This window comes from Pseudoclavibacter endophyticus (genome assembly GCF_008831085.1).
In the GTDB taxonomy this organism is placed as follows: domain Bacteria; phylum Actinomycetota; class Actinomycetes; order Actinomycetales; family Microbacteriaceae; genus Pseudoclavibacter; species Pseudoclavibacter endophyticus.
On the sequence record NZ_WBJY01000001.1, the window covers coordinates 1810178 to 1828389 of the forward strand.

Consider the following 18212-nt stretch of genomic DNA (forward strand, 5'->3'; position numbering starts at 1 on the left):
GCCGAGCACGGACGCTCGCGAACACCTACGCTTACGAGCACGATGCCCACACGATCAGCGCGCACGCCGCACTCGGAGACCCGCCGGTCGCGCGTCGACGTGGTCACCGTCGCGGAACGCCTGCTCGATGAGGGCGGCCTTGCCGGCCTCACGATGCGCAACCTCGCGACGACCCTCGGCGTACAGCCGAGCGCGCTCTACTGGCATTTCCCCAACAAACAGGCGATCCTGGCCGCGGTCGCCGACTCGATCCTCGAACGGGCGGAACCTCCGGACCGGAGCGTTGCTGCCGCGGCGAGCGGCCAGCCGCGCCGCGAGCGTGCCGAGACGGCCGCCCTCACGCTGCGAGAGGCGCTGTTGGCCACGACCGACGGCGCGGAGGTGGTCGCGAGCACGCTCGCGCTTGACCTGGGGGACCGCCGTCCCGACGACGCGATCCGCGCCGCGCTCGTCAACGGCGGACGGGCGACGGAACGCGATGCCATCGCCGCGCGCACCATCACGACGTACCTGCTCGGCCACACGCAGCACTGGCAGCAGCGTCGCTTCGCCGAGCGGCTCGAGCTCATCGAGCGCTCGCCCGCCGACGAGCGCGCCGAGTTCCTCGAGGGCCTGCGGTTGCTCCTCGACGGTGCGCTGGCTCACGACGCCGAGCCCAACCCTCCTGCCGTAGACTAGGGAGGTTGCGCGTCGCCATTCCGAAGGCGACCGCGCAGCGCCGTTCACCGTCAGCCCGTCACCGCGCCTTCGCGCGAGACCAGTCGTCCACGAGGAGTTTCCGTGCTGGCCGTTCATGACCTCGAGATCACCGTGGGCGCGCGCACGCTCATGTCGGGCGTGAACTTCCGCGTCGCCGACGGCGACAAGATCGGGCTCGTCGGCCGCAACGGCGCCGGCAAGACGACCATGACGAAGGTGCTCGCCGGCGAGGGCGTTCCCTCGGGCGGCACGATCGACCGCGGGGGCGAGATCGGCTACCTCCCGCAGGATCCCCGCACCGGCGACCCGGAGATGACGGCGCGCACGCGCATCCTGGACGCGCGCGGCCTCGGCGAGGCGCGCGATCAGATGCTCAAGGCCGGCGAGGCCATGGCGGAGGCCGCGACCGACGCCGAGCGCGATCGTGCCATGAAGGCGTACGGGCGGGCCGACGACCGGTTCCACGCGCTCGGCGGCTATGCGGCCGAGGCGGAGGCGGCCGCAATCTCGAGCAACCTCGCGCTGCCCGACCGCATCCTCGACCAGCCGTTGAAGACGCTCTCGGGCGGCCAGCGGCGCCGCATCGAGCTCGCGCGCATCCTGTTCTCGGGCGCCGACACGATGTTGCTCGACGAGCCGACGAACCACCTCGACGCCGACTCGGTCTCGTGGTTGCGCGAGTTCCTCAAGGGCTACTCGGGCGGGCTCATCGTGATCTCGCACGATGTCGAGCTCGTGGGCGAGACGGTGAACCGCGTGTTCTACCTCGACGCGAATCGGCAGGCCATCGACATCTACAACATGGGGTGGAAGCACTACCTGCGCCAGCGCGAGGCCGACGAGGAGCGCCGCAAGAAGGAGCGCGCGAACATCGAGAAGAAGGCGACCGTGCTGCAGCAGCAGGCCGCCAAGTTCGGCGCGAAGGCCACGAAGGCGACCGCCGCGCACCAGATGCAGCGCCGCGCCGAGAAGATGCTCTCCGGCCTCGAGGACGTTCGTCAGGCCGACCGGGTCGCGAAGCTGCGCTTTCCGACCCCGGCGCCCTGCGGCCGCACCCCCCTGCGCGCGAGCAACCTCTCGAAGTCGTACGGCTCGCTCGAGATCTTCGCATCGGTCGACCTCGCCATCGACCGCGGCAGCCGCGTCGTGATCCTGGGCCTCAACGGCGCGGGCAAGACGACGCTGCTGCGGATGCTCGCCGGCGTCGATGACCCCGACACGGGGCAGATCGAGCCGGGCCACGGCCTGAAGATCGGCTACTACGCCCAGGAGCACGAGACGCTCGACGTCGGACGGAGCGTGCTGCAGAACATGGTGAGCGTCTCGTCGCACCTCACCGAGACCGAGGCGCGCAAGGTGCTCGGCTCGTTCCTCTTCACGGGCGACGACGTGCACAAGGCCGCCGGTGTGCTCTCCGGCGGCGAGAAGACGCGCCTCGCGCTCGCCATGCTCGTGGTGTCGAGCGCAAACGTGCTGCTGCTCGACGAGCCGACGAACAACCTCGATCCCGCGAGCCGCGAGCAGATCCTCGACGCGCTGAGCCACTACGAGGGATCGGTCGTGCTCGTCAGCCACGATGAGGGCGCGGTCGAGGCGCTGCATCCCGAACGCGTGCTCATCATGCCGGACGGCGTCGAGGACCACTGGAACCCGGACTACGCCGATCTCATCGCCATGAACTAGCGAGCGTGCTCGCGAGCCGCTGCAGCGCATTTCAGACGTGACGCTGCCGGTGGCGCGCGGCGCGCTCGCGGGCGCCACGCGCATCCGGTTCATGTCGGGTTCACCGGGGAACCGTCCAGCGGACATCGGCGACCGGGAAGGTGCACAGGACCCTTCCCTTCCTCCACTGCTCGGGAGATCGCCAGAATGTCCTCAACTCAACTCCGACGCGCTGGCGCGGCGCTGCTGGCCGTTCCTGTGGCCGCAGGGCTGTTCCTCGGCACGGCACTGCCCGCCGCGGCGGCCGAAACGGCCGACGACGCACAGCCCGACCACCTGGTCCTCACTCCTCCGCAGGACCCCTCGACCGGCCAGTCGTTCACGTGGCGCACGGGCGCCGACGTGATCGATGGCGCTGTCCACCTCCGCCCCGCCGGCAGCAGCGACGACTGGCAGGTGCACGAGGGCTACACGAATGAGCCGCTCGACGGTGAGGACGGCGTGCCCGTGCGGACGCATTCGGTCACCGTGCACGACCTGACGCCCGCCACCGAGTACGAGTACTACGTCGGCAACGCCGACGCTCAGAGCGAGACGTGGCGGTTCACGACCGCCTCGGCATCGGCCGACCCGTTCACGTTCCTCTACTTCGGTGACGCCCAGAACGAGCTCGATACCACCTGGCGCCCGGTCGTCGAAGCCGCCTACGAGCACTACCCCGACGCGGTCGGCACCGTCAACGCGGGCGATCTCATCAATCACTCCAACATGGGGGAGTGGACAGAGTGGTTCGACGGCATGGACGGCTACACGCAGACGACGAACGTGATCGCCGCGCCGGGCAACCACGAGTACAGCGACGACTCGTTCCTGCGCCACTGGAAGAGCAACTTCGAGTACCCGCCGAACGGCCCCACCTGGTCGGGCAATGAGGGCACGACCGCCGCTGAGCGCCAGGAGGCGGCCTACCTCGCCCACATGGCCGAGGTGATCGACGAGACGGCCTACTTCATCGACTACCAGGGTGTGCGGTTCATCACCCTCAACGCGAGCCGCAGCCAGGCTCGTGACCTGTTCACGCCGGACAATCTGCCCGCGTGCCTCATCGGTTGTCCCAACCCCACGCAGCTGTGGATCGACATGCAGGGTCAGTGGCTCGACGAGGTGCTCGCGACGAATCCCGGCAAGTGGTCGGTCGCGACCTTCCACCAGCCGGTCTTCTCGACCGCGATCGGCCGTGATGAGCGTGACCTGCGCGAGGCGTGGCTGCCCGTGTTCCAAAGCCGCAACATCGACCTCGTGCTCATGGGGCACGACCACACGTACGCCCGCGGCTACGTGAACACCGACGCCACGAGCACGCCGGGCGTAACCACCGGCCCCGTCTACGCCGTGTCGGTCGCCGGCCCGAAGTACTACGACCAGCAGCCCGAAGGCCACAACGTGTGGACCCAGAATGGCGCAACGCAGGTCGCGCGCGCGGGACAAACGTCCACCTTCCAGGGCGTCACGGTCGACGGTGACACGCTGCGCTATGAATCGGTCGTCGCCGCAAAGTGGAACGGCGAGGAAGCGTCGACGACGGATGTTCCCGTCGGCGGCGTGCTCGACGCCTTCACCATCACGAAGCGCGACGACGGCACGAAGTACGTCACGGAGGACGGTGTCGCGGTTCCCGGTGAGGACGACGCGCCCACGCCGGTCGACCCTGAGGAGCCGATCGAGGAGGAGCCAGCCCAGGAGCCCGCTGACGCCCCGCTGGGGCACAGTGTCGTCGGCTCGCTCGACGCGACCGCGCCCGCCGAGCTTGCCGCCAGCGCGTTCGACCCCGCCAACGGCGTCCTCTACGTCGCCCGCAGCACCGAGGCCGGCCGTATCGAGGCCATCGACGTCGATACCGACGAGGTCGTCCGCTCGTTCGAGGTGGGCGCCCCGGTGACCGCGATGTCGTACAGCTCGGCGGAGGGTGGGCTGCTCGTCATCGGTTTCGGCGACGAGCAGACCGGCTTCGGCGCCAACGGCTACTCGACGAACCCGTCATCGTTCGGTACCCCATACCTCGACGACCACATCCCGATGCCCTCGCGCATCGTGGGTGCCGGCGTCGACGGTGGCAGCGCCATGGCGTACTTCGCCCTGGACATCGGCGCCATCGCGGCCGTCGACGTCGACGCCGGCGCGCTGGCGGGGCAAATTCCGGTCGCCCCGGGAATCCGCAGCCTGCGCATCGACGAGGCCACGGGCAACCTCTACGTCGTGGTCGATGACGGTGAGCGGAGCGACCTTCACATCATCTCGTCCAGGGGCGCAGAACCGACCCAGATCGACGTGATCGCGCTCGAGGCCGGCGCGAGCGGCGTCGATATCGACGTGGATGCCGGGCTCGCGTACGTCAGCCACGCGGGCGAGACGTCGGGCGGCATCAGCGTCGTCGACGTGCGCACGGGTGAAGTGACGCGCGAAGACGACGCCGAGTTCGGGCAGGACCTGCGCTCGATCGCCGTCGAGCCCGCCCGCGGCCTTATCTACGGCGTCAGCGGCGCGGGCGAGCCGAGCCCGATCGTCGTCATCGGTCGCTGGCAAGCGCCCCGCGTGCTGACCTCGCCTGAGCCCTCGACGCTCGAGTACGGCGACGCCACGACGCTGGACGCGAGCGCCTGGGCGGTTCCGGCGGCCGATGTGCGCTGGGAGTCGCGAACACCCGGCGGCGAGTGGGCGCCACTCGACGATCCGGGCAAGGCCATCAACGCTGACCTCACCGCATCGGCGACCATCGAAGTCGCGCCTGCCACGACAACGCAGTACCGCGCCGTGTTCGTGAGCGTCATTGACGGCGAGGAGTACACGACGGCGAGCGGCACGGCGACCGTGACCGTGACTGGCGCGCCGACGCCGACGCCGACGGACGGAACGGACGGGCCCGGCGAGACCGATGGGCCTGGGGAAACCGACGGGCCTGGCCGACCCGGCGAGTCGGAGCAGCCCGGTGAGACGGGCGACCCCGGTGCGACTGGCGACCCCGGTGCGACGGGCGAGCCTGGCCAGACGGCAGGCCCGTCGGCCGACAGTGACGACCTCGCCGCGACCGGCGGAGATTCCGTCGCCCCGTTCGTCGCCGTGGCGGGCGCCCTGCTCGTCGCCGGCGTCGCGCTGTTCCTCGCCCGACGCCGGCGAGCGTAGTCGGCGCCGCGGTGCCGTCGCCGCCAGTCGGCGACGGCACCGTGAGCGGACACGCCCGGGCGTGTTCACGCATCGCCCCGGCTGGGCAGTTGTGCCCGGATTGGCGCGCCATTCCGGGCACAACTGTCCACTCACGGGCGCGCTCCCTACCGCGCGGGCGTGTCGCTCTGGCGGCTACCGCACCCGCTCGACCTCGTCGAGCAGCGCATCCTCTTCGTCGGCATCGGTCGGGCCGCGGCGCCTGGCCCGCTCCAGAGCGCGCTCCCTGGCCGCCCTGACCTCCGGGTCGTCGGGATTGCGGTGGCGGTATTCGTTGCGGACGCCCCACACCAGACCTATCGCGGCGATGACCGCGAAGATGATCCACTGGAACGCATACGACAGGTGGTTTCCCTCGTCGAGGGCCGGCTTCGTGGGCAGCTTTCCCGCGGGCGCCGGTGGCTCCTCGGCGGCCAGGAGGCCGTACGCGCCCGTGTAGACGCGGTCCTCGCCGAGCCGATCAGCGAAGGTCGGCAGGTGGATCGTCGCGATCTGTCCCTCGGGGGCCGTTCGGCCGGGCACCTGGGGCTCGCCCGGCTGCAGGCGTGCCACGACGGTCATCTCGGCACTCGGAGCCTGGGGAATCTCGTCCGGCAGGTCCTGCTCGTTGCCCGTCTGCAGCCAGCCGCGGTTGACGATGAAGATCGTGCCGTCGGTCGTCTCGAACGGCACCAGGATCTCGAAGCCCGGCATCCCGTCCATCGGGCGGGCCCTCGCGAGCACCTGCTCGTCGGGAAGGTATCGCCCGTGCAGGACGACGGGCTGCCAGGTCTCGCCGTCATCCCACGCGTCGAGGCGGGGGAGTGCCGTATCGAGCGACACCGGAGCCGCGTCGTAGTTCTGCTCGATGTGCTGGTTCGCGGCGACCCGCTCGTCGCGCCGATCGAACTGCCAGTGGCTCAGGAACCCGCACGCGATCGCGAACACGATGACGAAGCCGAGGTACCCGAACCATCGGCGTGTGAGCGCAAACCTCCACTTGCCAGCACCGCTCATCGAACCGGGGCCTCGTCGAGGTCGTCGCCGACGCGATGCACCCGGACGGGGAAGTCGCGGGCCCGGAGGAAGCCGCTGAGGAACTCGAGGTGGTCATCGCAGGCGAGCCAGATCTTGATGCGCCCCGCCTCGTGGATGCGCGGGTTGCGCCACTCCACCCGGTGGGTCGCCGCTTCCGTGCAGTCGGCTCTCGAGCAGACGGGCTCGTCGAAGGCCGGCTTGCCCGCGCGCAGTCGAGAGAGGAGGTCGAATTCACTCACGATGCCTGCCGCTCCGACTCGTCCCGATCGGATTCGCGCGGCGCGTGCAGCGGGGTGATGACGTTAGGTCGGTCGACTTTCGGGCGGCGGCGTGGCGTGACCGCGTTGGCCAACACGACCGCGAAGTACGGCAGGAAGATCGCGCCGGCGCCGACCACGAGCATCCATGGCCCCCGGACCCAGATGAGCGCGATGAGACAGGCGGCGCGGATGCCCATGAGGATGAGGTATTTGACCATGCGTGAGCGGCGTTCATCTTCGATGCTTTGCGGCATCGACGTGATGTTCGTCGCGTGTGTCCTCGCCACGGTCGGGCCTCCTGGTATCTGCCCATCAGGATACTCCCACCCATGGTCGTTCGAGGCCCGCCACCCATAGGATGTTGATTTCGCGCCCAGTCGCGTGCCGTCGACCCGGGTCCATGCCGTCAGCGACCTGGCCATGCCGTCAAGGAGCCATATGACCACTCGCACCGTTCTCGTCACCGGCGGAAATCGCGGCATCGGCCGCGCCATCGCCGAACAGTTCATCGCCGACGGTCATCGAGTGGCCGTGACGTCGCGCTCGGGTGACGGCGGGCCGGACGGTGCGCTCACGGTGCAGGCCGATGTCACCGACGCGGCGACCATCGACCGCGCGTTCAGCGAGGTCGAGGCGGCGCTCGGCCCCATCGAGGTGCTCGTCGCGAATGCCGGCATCACGAAGGACGCCCTGCTGCTGCGCATGACGGAGGACGACTTCGGGCAGGTCATCGACACCAACCTCACTGGCGTCTTCCGCGTCATCAAGCGCGCGTCCAAGGGCATGCTGAAGGCGAGATTCGGCCGGGTAGTGCTCATCTCATCGGTCGTGGGGCTCTACGGTTCGCCGGGTCAGGTCAACTACGCGGCGGCGAAGTCGGGGCTCGTCGGCATCGCCCGCTCGCTGACGCGCGAGCTCGGCGGCCGAGGCATCACGGCCAACGTGGTCGCGCCCGGCTTCATCGAGACCGATATGACGGCCGCGCTGCCAGAGAAGACGCAGGCCGAGTACCTCGGGGCGATCCCGGCCGGCCGGTTCGGTCGGGTCGACGAGGTCGCCAAGGTGACCGCCTGGCTGTCCGGCGACGACGCCGGCTACATCTCCGGGGCGGTTATCCCGGTCGACGGCGGCCTCGGCATGGGGCACTGACGATGACCCGGACGCTCAGGGCACGACACCCGGTCCGCGCCTCGTCCCGGGGCGGGCGCCGGCTCACGGTCCCGGTCGCGGCCGCAGTGGGGCTCGTGCTTGCCGCCCTCACCCTCGCGGGCTGCGCCTCGGCCGATCCCGAGCCCACGATCGATCCGACGACGAGCCCGGGCCCGACCGCCGATAGCGGCATGACGCCGGTGCCCATCGACGAGGTGCCCGAGATCGCGTCGCTCACGTGGCAGCAGTCTCAGGCACTGCCCGATTTCGACCAGTCGGCGCACACGACCGATGATCCCGACGACATCGAAGAGCTGCGCGAGGTGCTCGCCGAGTACGGCATCACGGGCGACTTCAGGTTCGACCACAGTGACTGCGAGGGCGGCCTGACGACCTGGGTGACGTACGAGACCGATGCAGCCGACGAGGTGACGATCACGGCGAACTCATGCGAGGGCGAGACGGCATTCGAATCCGAACTCGCGGCGCTCGTCACGGGCTGGCGCACGGGGGTCTAGGCGCTCCCGCGGTCGATCCCTCCGATGTCGCCAGGCCGAAACGCTCCAATGAGAACGGGCTCATCCGCGCCCCATGTCGGCCTCACGCTGACGCGTCATGCTGAAGGCATGCGAAACAGCAGCACAGCCGCCTTCATCGCCCTCGCCGGCGCCGCCGCCCTCCTGACGGGCTGCGCCGAGTCGCCTGGCCCGGCAAGCGAATCACCGGGCCTCACGATCGACACCCCCGCCACGCCAGGCGCTTCGACGCCGTCGCAGACGATGCCCGCCGCGTCGATGCCAAGCTCGACCGACGGAGCGAGCACCGCCGGTGCCGGTGGGAGCGGCGGAACCGGGGAGGGCGCGCTGCCCTCACCGATCGTCTCGATCGACTACGAGATCGACGCGCCGGGGCAGCCCGATGACGACGACGATCGCACGACCACCGACCCGGCCCACATCGCCGACCTGACGGCACTGCTCGAGCGCCACGGCGTCGTCGGCGACTACGACCGCGACGACGACTGCGACGACGACTGGGAGGTCGACGTCGACGCGAGCCTCGAGAACGGCGGCGAGCTCGAAATCGAGATCGAGGTCTGCAGCCCGAACGCCTTCGAGCAGGAGCTCATCGACCTCGTCAGCCTCTGGCCCTGAGCCCTCGTATCGAGACCGACGTGACGGCCACGCTGCCGGAAAAGACGCGGGCCGAGTACCTCGGCGCGGTCCCGGCCGGCCGCTTCGGGCGCGTCGACGAGGTCGCCAAGGTCATGGCATGGCTCGCCGGCGACGACGCGCGTTACATCTCCGGCGCCGTGATCCCGGTCGACGGCCGTCTCGGCATGGGGCACTGACGATGGCTCGGATGCTCGGGGCACGGCGCCCGCTCCGCGCCTCGTCCCGGGTGGGCGTCGGTTCGCGATCCCGGTCGCGGCCGCAGTGGGGCTCGCGTTCGCCGCCGTCACGCTCGCGGGCTGTGCCTCGGCCGACCCGGCGGACATCCTGGCGCTCCGAGAGTTGCTCGCGGCATACGGTGTCGTCGGCGCCTGTTCGACCACGTCGACTGCGAGGGCGGCCTGACGACCTGGTGACGTACGAGACCGACGCGGTGTCGATCATGGCGAACTCGTGCGAGGGGGAGACGACCTTCGAGGCCGAACTCGCCGCGCTCGTAACCGGGTGGCGCACGGGGGAGGGGCACTCATCCACCGGGCGGAGCCCCGGTGACACCGACGTGCGACGCCGCCGCGCAGGACCGGCCGTATGGTCGGGACATGACGCTCCACCGCATGCTCTCCTGGTCGATCCGCGCGTTCCTCGCTGGCGTCGTCGTCGTGATGTCCGTCGCGGCCCTGGCCGCATGCGCGCAGGCCGCGGGCCAGGGAACTAACGACGACGGCCGGCCGACGGCGACGGCCTCGCCCGACGATCTGACGATCGTCGGCCTCGAGTACCGGCTCTACGAGTCGACGCCGGACTTCGACGACTCGGTGTTCTCCTCCGACGACCCGCAGCGCATTGCCGCGCTCCGCGACCTGCTGTCGCAGTACTTCATCGTCGGCGACTACGAGGTCGAGACGGACGAGGCGAGCCCGTGCCCGCCCGGGTCCGGATCCGGCTACGTCGGCTACACGCTGTCGACCGGGGAGTCGTACTCGCTGTCGCTGAACCGGTGTGGCGAGCAGCCGGACGAGGCGTTCCAGGATGCGCTGTGGCAACTCGCGAGGTCGTGGCACGAGGTCGACACGGCAGAATAAGAGCTCCGTCATGGGCGCCCAATGCGGCGCTCACCCTGGCCCGTCATGCTGGCGGCATACGAAACAGCACCGTGATCTCCTTCGTCCTTCTCGCCGACGCCGCCGCTCTACTCACGGACTGCGCCGCGTCGCCAGCACTCATCGACCTCGTCAGCCTCTGGCCCTGAGCTCCCCTAGCCCTCTGGCCGCTCAGCCGCGAAGGCCGAGCAGCGGCAGCACGCGCGAGAGGTCGCGCTCGGTGATCGACACGGAGGCCCGTTCTCGGACGATCGGCTTGGCACAGAAGGCGACCGAGAGGCCCGCGACCTCCATCATCCCGAGGTCGTTGGCGCCGTCGCCGATCGCGACCGTGGCGCGGGGGTCGATGCCGTACTCGCGCGCCCACTGGAGGAGCGTGTCGCGCTTGGCCTCGCGGCCGACGATCGGCCCCGACACGCGGCCGGTGAGCACACCGTCGACCGCCTCGAAGCGGTTGGCGCGCCAGTTGTCGAGCCCGAGGTCGGCCGCAAGCGGGTCGAGCACCTCATGGAAACCACCGGACACGGCGCACACGCGCCCGCCTGCCGCCTGTACACCGTCGATGAGCTCGCGGGCGCCGTGGCTGACCGTGATGCGCCGCCGCACCTCTCCGACCTGCTCGAGTGTCACGCCCTCGAGCAGTGCAACTCGGGCGCGCAGCGACCCTTCGAAGTCGAGCTCACCACGCATCGCCTGCTCCGTGACGCGGGCCACCTCAGCGGTGACGCCCGCGTAGTCAGCGACGAGCTCGATGACCTCGTTCTCGATCAGCGTCGAGTCGACGTCCATGACGACGAGCGCCGGCAGCGTCGTCGTGCGTGGCGGGGCACTGTTCGCGGGCCGTGTCGGCAGTGTGGTTCCCGGCAGCCCGGTTCCCGGATGCTGCGAGCCCGTCATGCCTCGACGACGCGGTTCTTCTCGACGACGGTGATGCCCGATTCGGTCACGGTGAACCCGCGGCGCAGGTCGTGCTCACGGTCAAGACCGATCGAGGCGCCCTCGCACACGATGACGTTCTTGTCGAGGATCGCGCGGCGTACGACGGCGCCCGCCTTCACGTTGACGCGGTCGAAGAGGATGGAGTCGGCGACGAGGGATCCTGAGTCGATTCGGGACCACGGGCCGAGCACCGATCGCTCGACGTGGGCGCCGGAGATGACTGCGCCGAGCGAGATGATCGAGTCGATCATGGTGCCCGTCGTGCCCCGGCCGTCGCGCACGAACTTCGCCGGCGGCGAGTTGAGCTGCTGCGAGTAGATGGGCCACCGGTCGTTGTAGAGGTTGAAGACCGGCAGCGTCGAGATCAGGTCCATGTGAGCGTCGAAGAAGGAGTCGAGGGTTCCGACGTCCCGCCAGTAGTAGCGGTCCCGCGGCGTCGAGCCCGGCACCTCGTTGCGGCTCAGGTCGTAGACGCCGCAGTCGTCTCGCGACACGAAGCCGGGGATGACGTCACCGCCCATGTCGTGCGATGAGCCTTCATTCTCGGAGTCGCGCACGACCGCCTCGACGAGGGCGTCCGCGTCGAACACGTAGTTGCCCATCGACGCGAGAATCTCGCCCGGCGAGTCTGGCAGGCCGGTCACGTTCTCCGGCTTCTCGAGGAAGTCGCGGATGTGCAGGGGATTGTCGGGGTCGATGTCGATGACGCCGAACGACGTCGACATCTCGAGCGGCTGGCGAATCGCGGCGACGGTCGCGCCGTAGCCGGACTCGATGTGCGAGTCGACCATCTGGGCGAAGTCCATGCGGTAGACGTGGTCGGCGCCGACCACGACCACGATGTCGGGCTTCTCGTCATAAATGAGATTCAGGCTCTGCCGAATCGCATCGGCCGAGCCTGAGAACCATCGCTTTCCCAGGCGCTGCTGGGCGGGCACCGAGGCCACATACGAGTTCAGCATGGCCGGGAGACGCCACGTCTCGGACACGTGGCGGTCGAGCGAGTGGGACTTGTACTGCGTGAGCACGACGATCTTCGTCAGGCCCGAGTTGACCAGGTTCGAGAGGGCGAAATCGATCAGTCGGTACTGCCCGGCGAATGGGACCGCTGGCTTCGCGCGGTCGGCGGTCAGCGGCATCAGGCGCTTGCCCTCGCCACCAGCTAGGACGATTCCGAAGATCTTCTTTTGCGCCATGCCGCCACCCTAGAGGTTGAACATGAGGCTGGACTAGCGTGGCTGCCGTGCGCATCGATGTCATCACCCGCGAGTACCCGCCCGCCGTCTATGGGGGAGCGGGGGTGCATGTCACAGAGCTTGTGAAGGCCATGCGACGCGACATCGACGTCGTCGTGCGTTGCTTCGGCGAGCCACGCGATGAGCCGAGCACCTTCGCGTACGAGACGCCGGAGCCGCTGCGCGAGTCGAACCCGGCCCTCGGGTTCCTCGGGGCCGACCTAGAGATCGCGAACGACTGCGGCGGGGCCGACCTCGTGCACTCGCACACCTGGTACGCGAACACCGCGGGGCACGTCGCAAAGCTCCTCCACGGCATGCCGCACGTCATCACGGCGCACTCGCTCGAGCCGCTGCGCCCGTGGAAGGCGGAGCAACTGGGCGGCGGCTACCGGCTCTCGAGCTGGATGGAGCAGGTCAGCTACGAGCACGCGGACCGCGTCATCGCCGTCAGCAACGGCATGCGGGCCGACATCCTGCGCGCCTACCCCAATCTCGATCCGGAGAAGGTCGTCACGGTGTACAACGGCATCGACCTCGACGTCTGGAGCCGGCGCGACAAGCCAGACGAAGCCCGCCAGCTTGGCATCGACCCCGACCGGCCGGCCGTCGTGTTCGTTGGCCGCATCACGCGCCAGAAGGGATTGCCGTACCTGCTGCGCGCGGCTCGGCAGCTGCCGCCGGAGGTACAGCTAATCCTGTGCGCGGGCGCACCCGACACGCCCGAGATCGAACGCGAGGTGACCGGCCTCGTCGAGGAGCTTCGCGGCGAGCGCGACGGCGTCGTGTGGCTGAGCCGGCACCTGTCGCGACCCGAGATCATGACCGCGCTGAGCGCCTCGACCGTGTTCGTCTGCCCGTCGGTGTACGAGCCGCTCGGCATCGTGAACCTCGAGGCCATGGCGTGCGGCGTCGCCGTCGTGGGGTCTGGCACCGGTGGCATCCCCGAGGTCGTCGATGACGGCGTCACCGGCCGCATCGTGCCGATCGAGCAGGTGCAGGACGGCACGGGCACCCCCATCGATCCCGACCGATTCGTGAACGACCTGGCGGCGACCCTCACCGAGGTCGTCAGCGATCCCGAACGCGCCCGCCGCTACGGCGAGGCGGGCCGGGCGCGCGTCGAGACGGAATTCACGTGGTCGCGAATCTCGGCCGACGTGCAGGCCGTCTATCGCGATCTCGTGGGCTGAGCACCGCGCGCCGCTCGTGTCGCACGGGTCGGCGTCGTTACCCTTTCCGTCATGGCTGATGTGCTGTCGCTCTCCGACGTTTCCGTTGTCCGCAACACGCGTCCCATCCTCGACGGGGTGACGTGGGAGGTCGACGCTTCGCAGCGCTGGGTCGTGCTGGGTCCGAACGGCGCAGGCAAGTCGACGCTGCTGGCGCTCGCGGCGGCGCAGTTGCATCCCACCCGGGGTACCGTGACGGTGCTCGGCGAGCAGCTCGGCCGCACCGATGTCTTCGAGCTGCGCCCGCGTATCGGCTTCGCGTCGACCGCCACCGACCGGCGCATTCCTGGCAGCGAAACCGTGCTCGACACCGTCATGACGGCCTCGTACGCCGTGTCGGGCCGCTGGAACGAGTCCTACGAGGACGCCGACCTGAAGCGAGCGCACGACGTGCTCTACGACTGGCACCTCGAGGAGTTCGCGGAGCGCACCTTCGGCACGCTTTCCGACGGTGAGCGCAAGCGCGTGCAGATCGCCCGCGCCATCATGACCGACCCCGAGGTACTGCTGCTCGACGAGCCGAGCGCCTCGCTCGACCTGGGCGCGCGCGAACGCCTGCTGCGCTCACTCGCGTCCTACGCATCGAGTCCCTACGCGCCGGCGGTCGTGATGGTGACGCACCACGTCGAGGAGATCCCCGTCGGCATCACGCACGGGATGCTGCTGCGCGACGGCGCGGTCGTGACGGCCGGCCCCCTCGCCGAGACACTCACCGATGTCAACCTGACCGAAACGTTCGGCGTCAACCTGCACGTCACCGCCCACGAAGACGGCCGCTACTCCGCGCGAGCGACCTAGGGCCGCCCAGCAAGCTTCGGCGAACGTCTTCCCGCGAAGCTAGGCGACGTGCCAGTCTTTGGGCAGGGTGCCGAAGCGCCTCATGATGATCCGGCCCGCGAACCCGGCGACCGCGACCCGCAACTGCGCCCCCGTGTCGAGGTCCGGATCTGGCCCGCTCGCTCGCGAGATCTTGTGCCACGAGCGAATCATCCCAGCCGCCTCGTCGGCGCTGCGTTCGGCAAGTCGCGGGCTGATGGCTTCGGTCGCGGCCTCAGCAAGGCGCTGCTGCGCTTGGGTCTGCGCGGCACGCCCGTTCCGGCCGAAGATCGCGTCGAGCTCGGTGGCAGGGAGCGCGCGCGCCTCCGCGTGGATCGCCGCGACCAGATCGTCGACGATGTCCGCGTACCCTTCGCGCTCGAGCAGCCTCTCGAATTTCGGCAGGATGACGCGCGGTGACGATTCCGCCTCCTCGAGCGACTGCGGCATCGGATCACCAAACCAGTCCGGCAGCTGCGGTCGGGTACCGGTGTCTCCGCCCGCCAGGATGCTCCGCCACCAGTCGGGGACCCGATCGGCGGAGCGCGGGTGCAGTTCGAGTTCTCGCACCCACTCGTCTCGAGTCGGGCGAACCTCCTCGGCACCGAGCGGACGGTTGTAGGCGGGCGCCCCGGTCGTGTCGAGGATCACGCGGCGGTCGAAGTTCATGTCGATCCCGGCGTCGACGCCCTCCGACGATACGAACACCGCGAGCGCGACGGGCGCGCCGCGATCGGGCGTCGCGAGGAACCGCTTGAGCGCGAGCAGACGCGACGAGAGTCCCGACGGCGTCGCGACTGACCAGGCCCGTCCGTATCCGAGCACATTGATCGGTGTGACGTACTCGGTCCCGCCGACGTGCGTCCATTCGACGCTGACGTTATCCCACTCGCTCGTCGGCGGCAGCGCCGCGAGGAGCTCCTGCCGAACCCCGACCGTCAACCGCCGGTATTCCTCGTCTCGTGCGTTGTGCCCGTCTACGCCTGCCATGGCCCTCCCGATCGATGGTTCGCCCCGTCGCGAGGCGTCGGTCGCACAGTCACGAAACGTCCGGCACCAACGCTAGTCGGCGATGTAGACCCAACCGTCGCCGTCCGGTGTGAGATGCGGGTCGGCGCCGCGGTTCGTGACATCGATCGGAGTGCCGGCGTCGTCGGTCACACGAACGTTGTAGCCGGTTGCGTGGCCGTCGGGGCCATAGACGGTATGCCGCTCCCAGGTGACCGGCTCGGTCGGGTTGTTCTGCATGTATTGCTGGGTGCGCTGCTCGATGATGTTCTGGTGCGTTTGCGGATTCTCGGAGCTGAGCCCGCGACCTGAGCCGGCGTTCGCACCGGGCGACTGCTGGGTGAGATTGACGTTGTCGTTCGTGCCCCCCATGAAGGCGGGGTTGTGGTGTCCGCGCTGGTCGCCCGGGTCGTGGTCCCAGTAGTCGCGGGATGAGGTGCCCATCCCGGAGCGATCGCTCCCGGAAAGGTCGTCACCCGTCCGCGTGATCGACGAGTACTCGACCTGGCCGTTCTCGTTCGTGACGAAGCGCTGACCATCCGTCGTCTCGTACACCGTGTTGCGGTCGAACGTCGAGCCGCGATCCGTCACGTCGCGATTCAGCGACGCGTCACCCCGCTGGATGTCCGTCCGCTGAGCAAGATCGGTGTCCCCGCGACCGAGCATGTTCCCGTCATCATCGAAGCGGTACGCCGGCGGCGTCGTCGAGGACGCGTTCGGCGTCGTCGAGGTGTCTGAATCGCCGCGGTTGCTCTGGCCGTCCGCGTCGCCACGGTTCGTGGGCGCGTCGGCGTCGCCGCCGCGGTGCGTTGATGGGGCATCGACGTGCGGGGTCGGCACATCGGCGTGCTTGAGGAACTTGAGGACCTTCGCGATGTTGTACCCGGGGATGAAGAGGGATCCCACGTTCCAGACGACCTTGCCGAGCGCGCCCCAGGGGTCGTCACCCCACATGTCGACGGCGAAGAACTCTCCGAGCATGCCGCCCCACGAGCTCGTAAAGGTGTCCCAGCTGAAGCTCCACGTGCCGGTGTCGAGCCCGATGAGGCCGGAGAGGCCGCTGAGCAGCCCGCCCCAGTTCTCCAGGAAATTGCCGAAGGTCCACGAGAAGCCGTCGTCGAAGTTCATGCCGATGAGGCCGAGGATGCCCTTGATGTCGCCCCACAGTCCATCGACCACGAAGCCGCGGAAGAAGTCGACGGCTCCGCCCCAGAGTCCGCCGAAGAAGTCGCCGGTCGCTTCGAGGCAGCCGCCGTCGCCCGCCTTCGACGCGTCCTCCTGCTCCTGCGCATGCCGTTCGAGCTGATCGGAATAGTCCCACGTCAGATCGGCGAGATCGCGAAGCTGCTGGGGCAGCGAAGCGCCCCACGACGAGCGGTAGGCGTCGGCGTCGTTGCCGATCCAATCGACGTCGGCGATCGCTCGCTCGACGTTGCCGCCCGACGACCGGGGTACCTCTGAGCGCCCATCGAAGTCGCGAGCGATGTCCATCAGCGCCTCGACATTGGCGCCGAACATACCCGTGGCCATGGGGACCCCTCTCGTCGGCGTGGTCAGCCTACGAGGGAGACTGCATGTTGTCAGTGGGGAGGACTCCCCATCGGTCGAAGGGCGTCTGCCGGGCTGGCGCTGGGAGAGCGCGGCCGTTGCTATGCGCCCGCGCCGAAGAGCCGATCGCGCAGGTTGCGCTCGACGACCTCACGCACCAGCTCGTTCAGCCGTGCCTCCGCCTGCTTCAGCGGGTAGCTGCGCACGACTTCGTCGGCGAAGCGCGCCGCGGGATCGACAGCCCCGAGGCCCTGCGGGTCGGGCTGGCCGTGGCGTTCGTTCCACTCCCGCAGCAGGCGGATCGGCGTGGCCGCGAACCACTCCTCACGCAACTCGGTGCGCACGCGGTCGTCGGCGGCGTCGATGACCGCGTCGACAGCATCCCGCCGCCGATCGTCGTCGGCGCCGAATAGCGAGCCCCGCGCCTCGTCGCCGAGGCCGCGCAAGGTTTCGACGACCGTCTCGTTGACCTGCTCGTAGACGACATCCCAGCCCCAGGCGCCGACCATGATGCGGTGGGCGGCCGGCAGCGTCACGGGAGCGCGGAGCGCGCCGTCGATGTCGTCGACCGCGAGCGGCGGGACCGGGGCGGACGCCGCGCCCGGATCGGCGGAGGAGTGCCCGGCTTGCTCCGTCTGCTCGGCCTGCCCCGCTTGCAATGGCCCGGGCACCGAGTTGTCGGCGTCGCCGAGCTCGATGAGCGATCGCCACCAGTCGGGCACTCGATCCGCCGCGCGGGGGTGGAGCTCGAGCTCGAGCCGCCACATCTCGGCGTTCGGCACCTCGGGCACGGTCGGGTCGGGGTTCGGCTGCAGCGGCGCACCCGGGTGCAGACCGAACCAGACGCGGTCGTTCCAGACGACGCGCATCTGGGCGCTGCCATGAGCATCCATGCGCATCTCGATCGCGATCGGCCAGCCGCCCTCGGGGTCGGACAGCGCCTCGCGGTACGCGGCGATGCGCTCGGACAGCGGCTCGGGAAACGCGAGGTACACCTCGCTGCCGTCGTCGCGCACGGCGATGAGGTCGCGCGACGTCGCGTTGACGACGCGGGCCCAGGTGATGTACGACATGACCCAGCCGCTGCGGGGCATCGCCTCCCACCACGCGTCGACGATGGCGCGCTGATGGACGGCGAGGTCTTCGATCGACAAAG

The 18212-nt window shown here is 69.4% G+C and carries 17 protein-coding genes and 1 pseudogene; 10 read left to right on the forward strand and 8 right to left on the reverse strand.

Going from position 1 to position 18212, the window contains the following annotated elements:
* Positions 1 to 42: 42 nt before the first annotated feature.
* From F8O04_RS08120 to F8O04_RS08130, 3 genes are all read left to right on the forward strand, one after another.
* On the forward strand, positions 43 to 678 hold the full coding sequence (locus F8O04_RS08120; protein WP_158028737.1) for a TetR family transcriptional regulator: 636 nt from the start codon (positions 43 to 45) through the stop codon (positions 676 to 678).
* 102 nt (positions 679 to 780) lie between these two features.
* Complete coding sequence (gene abc-f, locus F8O04_RS08125; protein ID WP_158028738.1) at positions 781 to 2382, forward strand: ribosomal protection-like ABC-F family protein; 1602 nt, start codon at positions 781 to 783, stop codon at positions 2380 to 2382.
* A gap of 186 nt (positions 2383 to 2568) precedes the next feature.
* Positions 2569 to 5541, forward strand: a complete 2973-nt coding sequence (locus F8O04_RS08130; protein ID WP_158028739.1) for a fibronectin type III domain-containing protein — start codon at positions 2569 to 2571, stop codon at positions 5539 to 5541.
* Positions 5542 to 5715: 174 nt separating this feature from the next.
* Here the strand turns inward: F8O04_RS08130 and F8O04_RS08135 are convergent, their stop codons facing one another.
* From F8O04_RS08135 to F8O04_RS14810, 3 genes are read right to left on the reverse strand one after another with little or no spacing between them, the layout of a single operon-like run.
* Positions 5716 to 6576 (reverse strand): SURF1 family cytochrome oxidase biogenesis protein, encoded by an 861-nt coding sequence (locus tag F8O04_RS08135; protein WP_158028740.1) that lies wholly within the window; start codon positions 6574 to 6576, stop codon positions 5716 to 5718.
* Positions 6573 to 6836, reverse strand: a complete 264-nt coding sequence (locus tag F8O04_RS08140) for a hypothetical protein (protein WP_308420184.1) — start codon at positions 6834 to 6836, stop codon at positions 6573 to 6575. Before F8O04_RS08140 ends, F8O04_RS08135 begins: the two co-directional genes overlap by 4 nt.
* Entirely contained in the window at positions 6833 to 7144 is a 312-nt protein-coding gene (locus F8O04_RS14810; RefSeq protein WP_188726206.1) for a DUF3099 domain-containing protein, read from the reverse strand. Before F8O04_RS14810 ends, F8O04_RS08140 begins: the two co-directional genes overlap by 4 nt.
* A 151-nt stretch (positions 7145 to 7295) precedes the next feature.
* Between F8O04_RS14810 and F8O04_RS08150 the strand changes: the two genes are divergently transcribed.
* From F8O04_RS08150 to F8O04_RS08165, 5 genes and pseudogenes are all read left to right on the forward strand, one after another.
* A complete protein-coding gene (locus F8O04_RS08150) occupies positions 7296 to 8006 on the forward strand; it encodes a beta-ketoacyl-ACP reductase (RefSeq protein ID WP_158028742.1) in 711 nt (236 codons plus the stop codon).
* A gap of 2 nt (positions 8007 to 8008) precedes the next feature.
* Positions 8009 to 8524, forward strand: coding sequence for a hypothetical protein (locus tag F8O04_RS08155; RefSeq protein ID WP_158028743.1), 516 nt, complete (start codon positions 8009 to 8011; stop codon positions 8522 to 8524).
* Positions 8525 to 8632: 108 nt separating this feature from the next.
* Entirely contained in the window at positions 8633 to 9160 is a 528-nt protein-coding gene (locus tag F8O04_RS15055; RefSeq protein ID WP_225734918.1) for a hypothetical protein, read from the forward strand.
* A gap of 8 nt (positions 9161 to 9168) precedes the next feature.
* Positions 9169 to 9357, forward strand: a pseudogene (locus tag F8O04_RS15060) (SDR family oxidoreductase); the annotation flags it as partial.
* Positions 9358 to 9777: 420 nt separating this feature from the next.
* Positions 9778 to 10260 (forward strand): hypothetical protein, encoded by a 483-nt coding sequence (locus F8O04_RS08165; RefSeq protein WP_158028745.1) that lies wholly within the window; start codon positions 9778 to 9780, stop codon positions 10258 to 10260.
* Positions 10261 to 10449: 189 nt separating this feature from the next.
* Here the strand turns inward: F8O04_RS08165 and serB are convergent, their stop codons facing one another.
* Both serB and F8O04_RS08175 read right to left on the reverse strand, forming a co-directional pair.
* Positions 10450 to 11175 (reverse strand): phosphoserine phosphatase SerB, encoded by a 726-nt coding sequence (gene serB, locus F8O04_RS08170; RefSeq protein WP_158028746.1) that lies wholly within the window; start codon positions 11173 to 11175, stop codon positions 10450 to 10452.
* Positions 11172 to 12413 carry a glucose-1-phosphate adenylyltransferase gene (locus F8O04_RS08175; RefSeq protein WP_158028747.1) on the reverse strand — a complete coding sequence of 414 codons (1242 nt, stop codon included), beginning with the start codon at positions 12411 to 12413 and terminating at the stop codon, positions 11172 to 11174. The genes serB and F8O04_RS08175 overlap by 4 nt, the downstream gene beginning before the upstream one ends.
* A 47-nt stretch (positions 12414 to 12460) precedes the next feature.
* Between F8O04_RS08175 and glgA the strand changes: the two genes are divergently transcribed.
* Entirely contained in the window at positions 12461 to 13645 is a 1185-nt protein-coding gene (glgA, locus tag F8O04_RS08180; protein WP_158028748.1) for a glycogen synthase, read from the forward strand.
* A 51-nt stretch (positions 13646 to 13696) separates the two neighbouring features.
* Positions 13697 to 14482, forward strand: a complete 786-nt coding sequence (locus tag F8O04_RS08185; RefSeq protein ID WP_158028749.1) for an ABC transporter ATP-binding protein — start codon at positions 13697 to 13699, stop codon at positions 14480 to 14482.
* A gap of 39 nt (positions 14483 to 14521) precedes the next feature.
* Here the strand turns inward: F8O04_RS08185 and F8O04_RS08190 are convergent, their stop codons facing one another.
* The 3 genes from F8O04_RS08190 to F8O04_RS08200 form a co-directional block, all read right to left on the reverse strand.
* The gene (locus F8O04_RS08190; RefSeq protein ID WP_158028750.1) at positions 14522 to 15490 is read right to left on the reverse strand and encodes a hypothetical protein; all 969 of its coding nucleotides are present in this window, start codon (positions 15488 to 15490) and stop codon (positions 14522 to 14524) included.
* Positions 15491 to 15562: 72 nt separating this feature from the next.
* Positions 15563 to 17038: a WXG100 family type VII secretion target gene (locus tag F8O04_RS08195; RefSeq protein WP_158028751.1), complete on the reverse strand. Its 1476-nt coding sequence runs from the start codon at positions 17036 to 17038 to the stop codon at positions 15563 to 15565.
* A 119-nt stretch (positions 17039 to 17157) separates the two neighbouring features.
* Positions 17158 to 18210 carry a hypothetical protein gene (locus F8O04_RS08200; protein ID WP_158028752.1) on the reverse strand — a complete coding sequence of 351 codons (1053 nt, stop codon included), beginning with the start codon at positions 18208 to 18210 and terminating at the stop codon, positions 17158 to 17160.
* Between the last annotated feature and the right edge of the window lie 2 nt (positions 18211 to 18212).

Excerpts from the sequence above, each read along its gene's own strand:
- F8O04_RS08165 (WP_158028745.1), top strand. The coding sequence starts at position 9,778 with ATGACGCTCCACCGCATGCTCTCCTGGTCGATCCGCGCGTTCCTCGCT.
- F8O04_RS08130 (WP_158028739.1), top strand. The coding sequence starts at position 2,569 with ATGTCCTCAACTCAACTCCGACGCGCTGGCGCGGCGCTGCTGGCCGTT.
- F8O04_RS08135 (WP_158028740.1), bottom strand. The coding sequence starts at position 6,576 with ATGAGCGGTGCTGGCAAGTGGAGGTTTGCGCTCACACGCCGATGGTTC.
- F8O04_RS08150 (WP_158028742.1), top strand. The coding sequence starts at position 7,296 with ATGACCACTCGCACCGTTCTCGTCACCGGCGGAAATCGCGGCATCGGC.
- F8O04_RS08155 (WP_158028743.1), top strand. The coding sequence starts at position 8,009 with ATGACCCGGACGCTCAGGGCACGACACCCGGTCCGCGCCTCGTCCCGG.
- F8O04_RS15055 (WP_225734918.1), top strand. The coding sequence starts at position 8,633 with ATGCGAAACAGCAGCACAGCCGCCTTCATCGCCCTCGCCGGCGCCGCC.
- F8O04_RS08195 (WP_158028751.1), bottom strand. The coding sequence starts at position 17,038 with ATGGCCACGGGTATGTTCGGCGCCAATGTCGAGGCGCTGATGGACATC.
- F8O04_RS08175 (WP_158028747.1), bottom strand. The coding sequence starts at position 12,413 with ATGGCGCAAAAGAAGATCTTCGGAATCGTCCTAGCTGGTGGCGAGGGC.
- F8O04_RS08190 (WP_158028750.1), bottom strand. The coding sequence starts at position 15,490 with ATGGCAGGCGTAGACGGGCACAACGCACGAGACGAGGAATACCGGCGG.
- serB (WP_158028746.1), bottom strand. The coding sequence starts at position 11,175 with ATGACGGGCTCGCAGCATCCGGGAACCGGGCTGCCGGGAACCACACTG.
- F8O04_RS08120 (WP_158028737.1), top strand. The coding sequence starts at position 43 with ATGCCCACACGATCAGCGCGCACGCCGCACTCGGAGACCCGCCGGTCG.
- F8O04_RS08185 (WP_158028749.1), top strand. The coding sequence starts at position 13,697 with ATGGCTGATGTGCTGTCGCTCTCCGACGTTTCCGTTGTCCGCAACACG.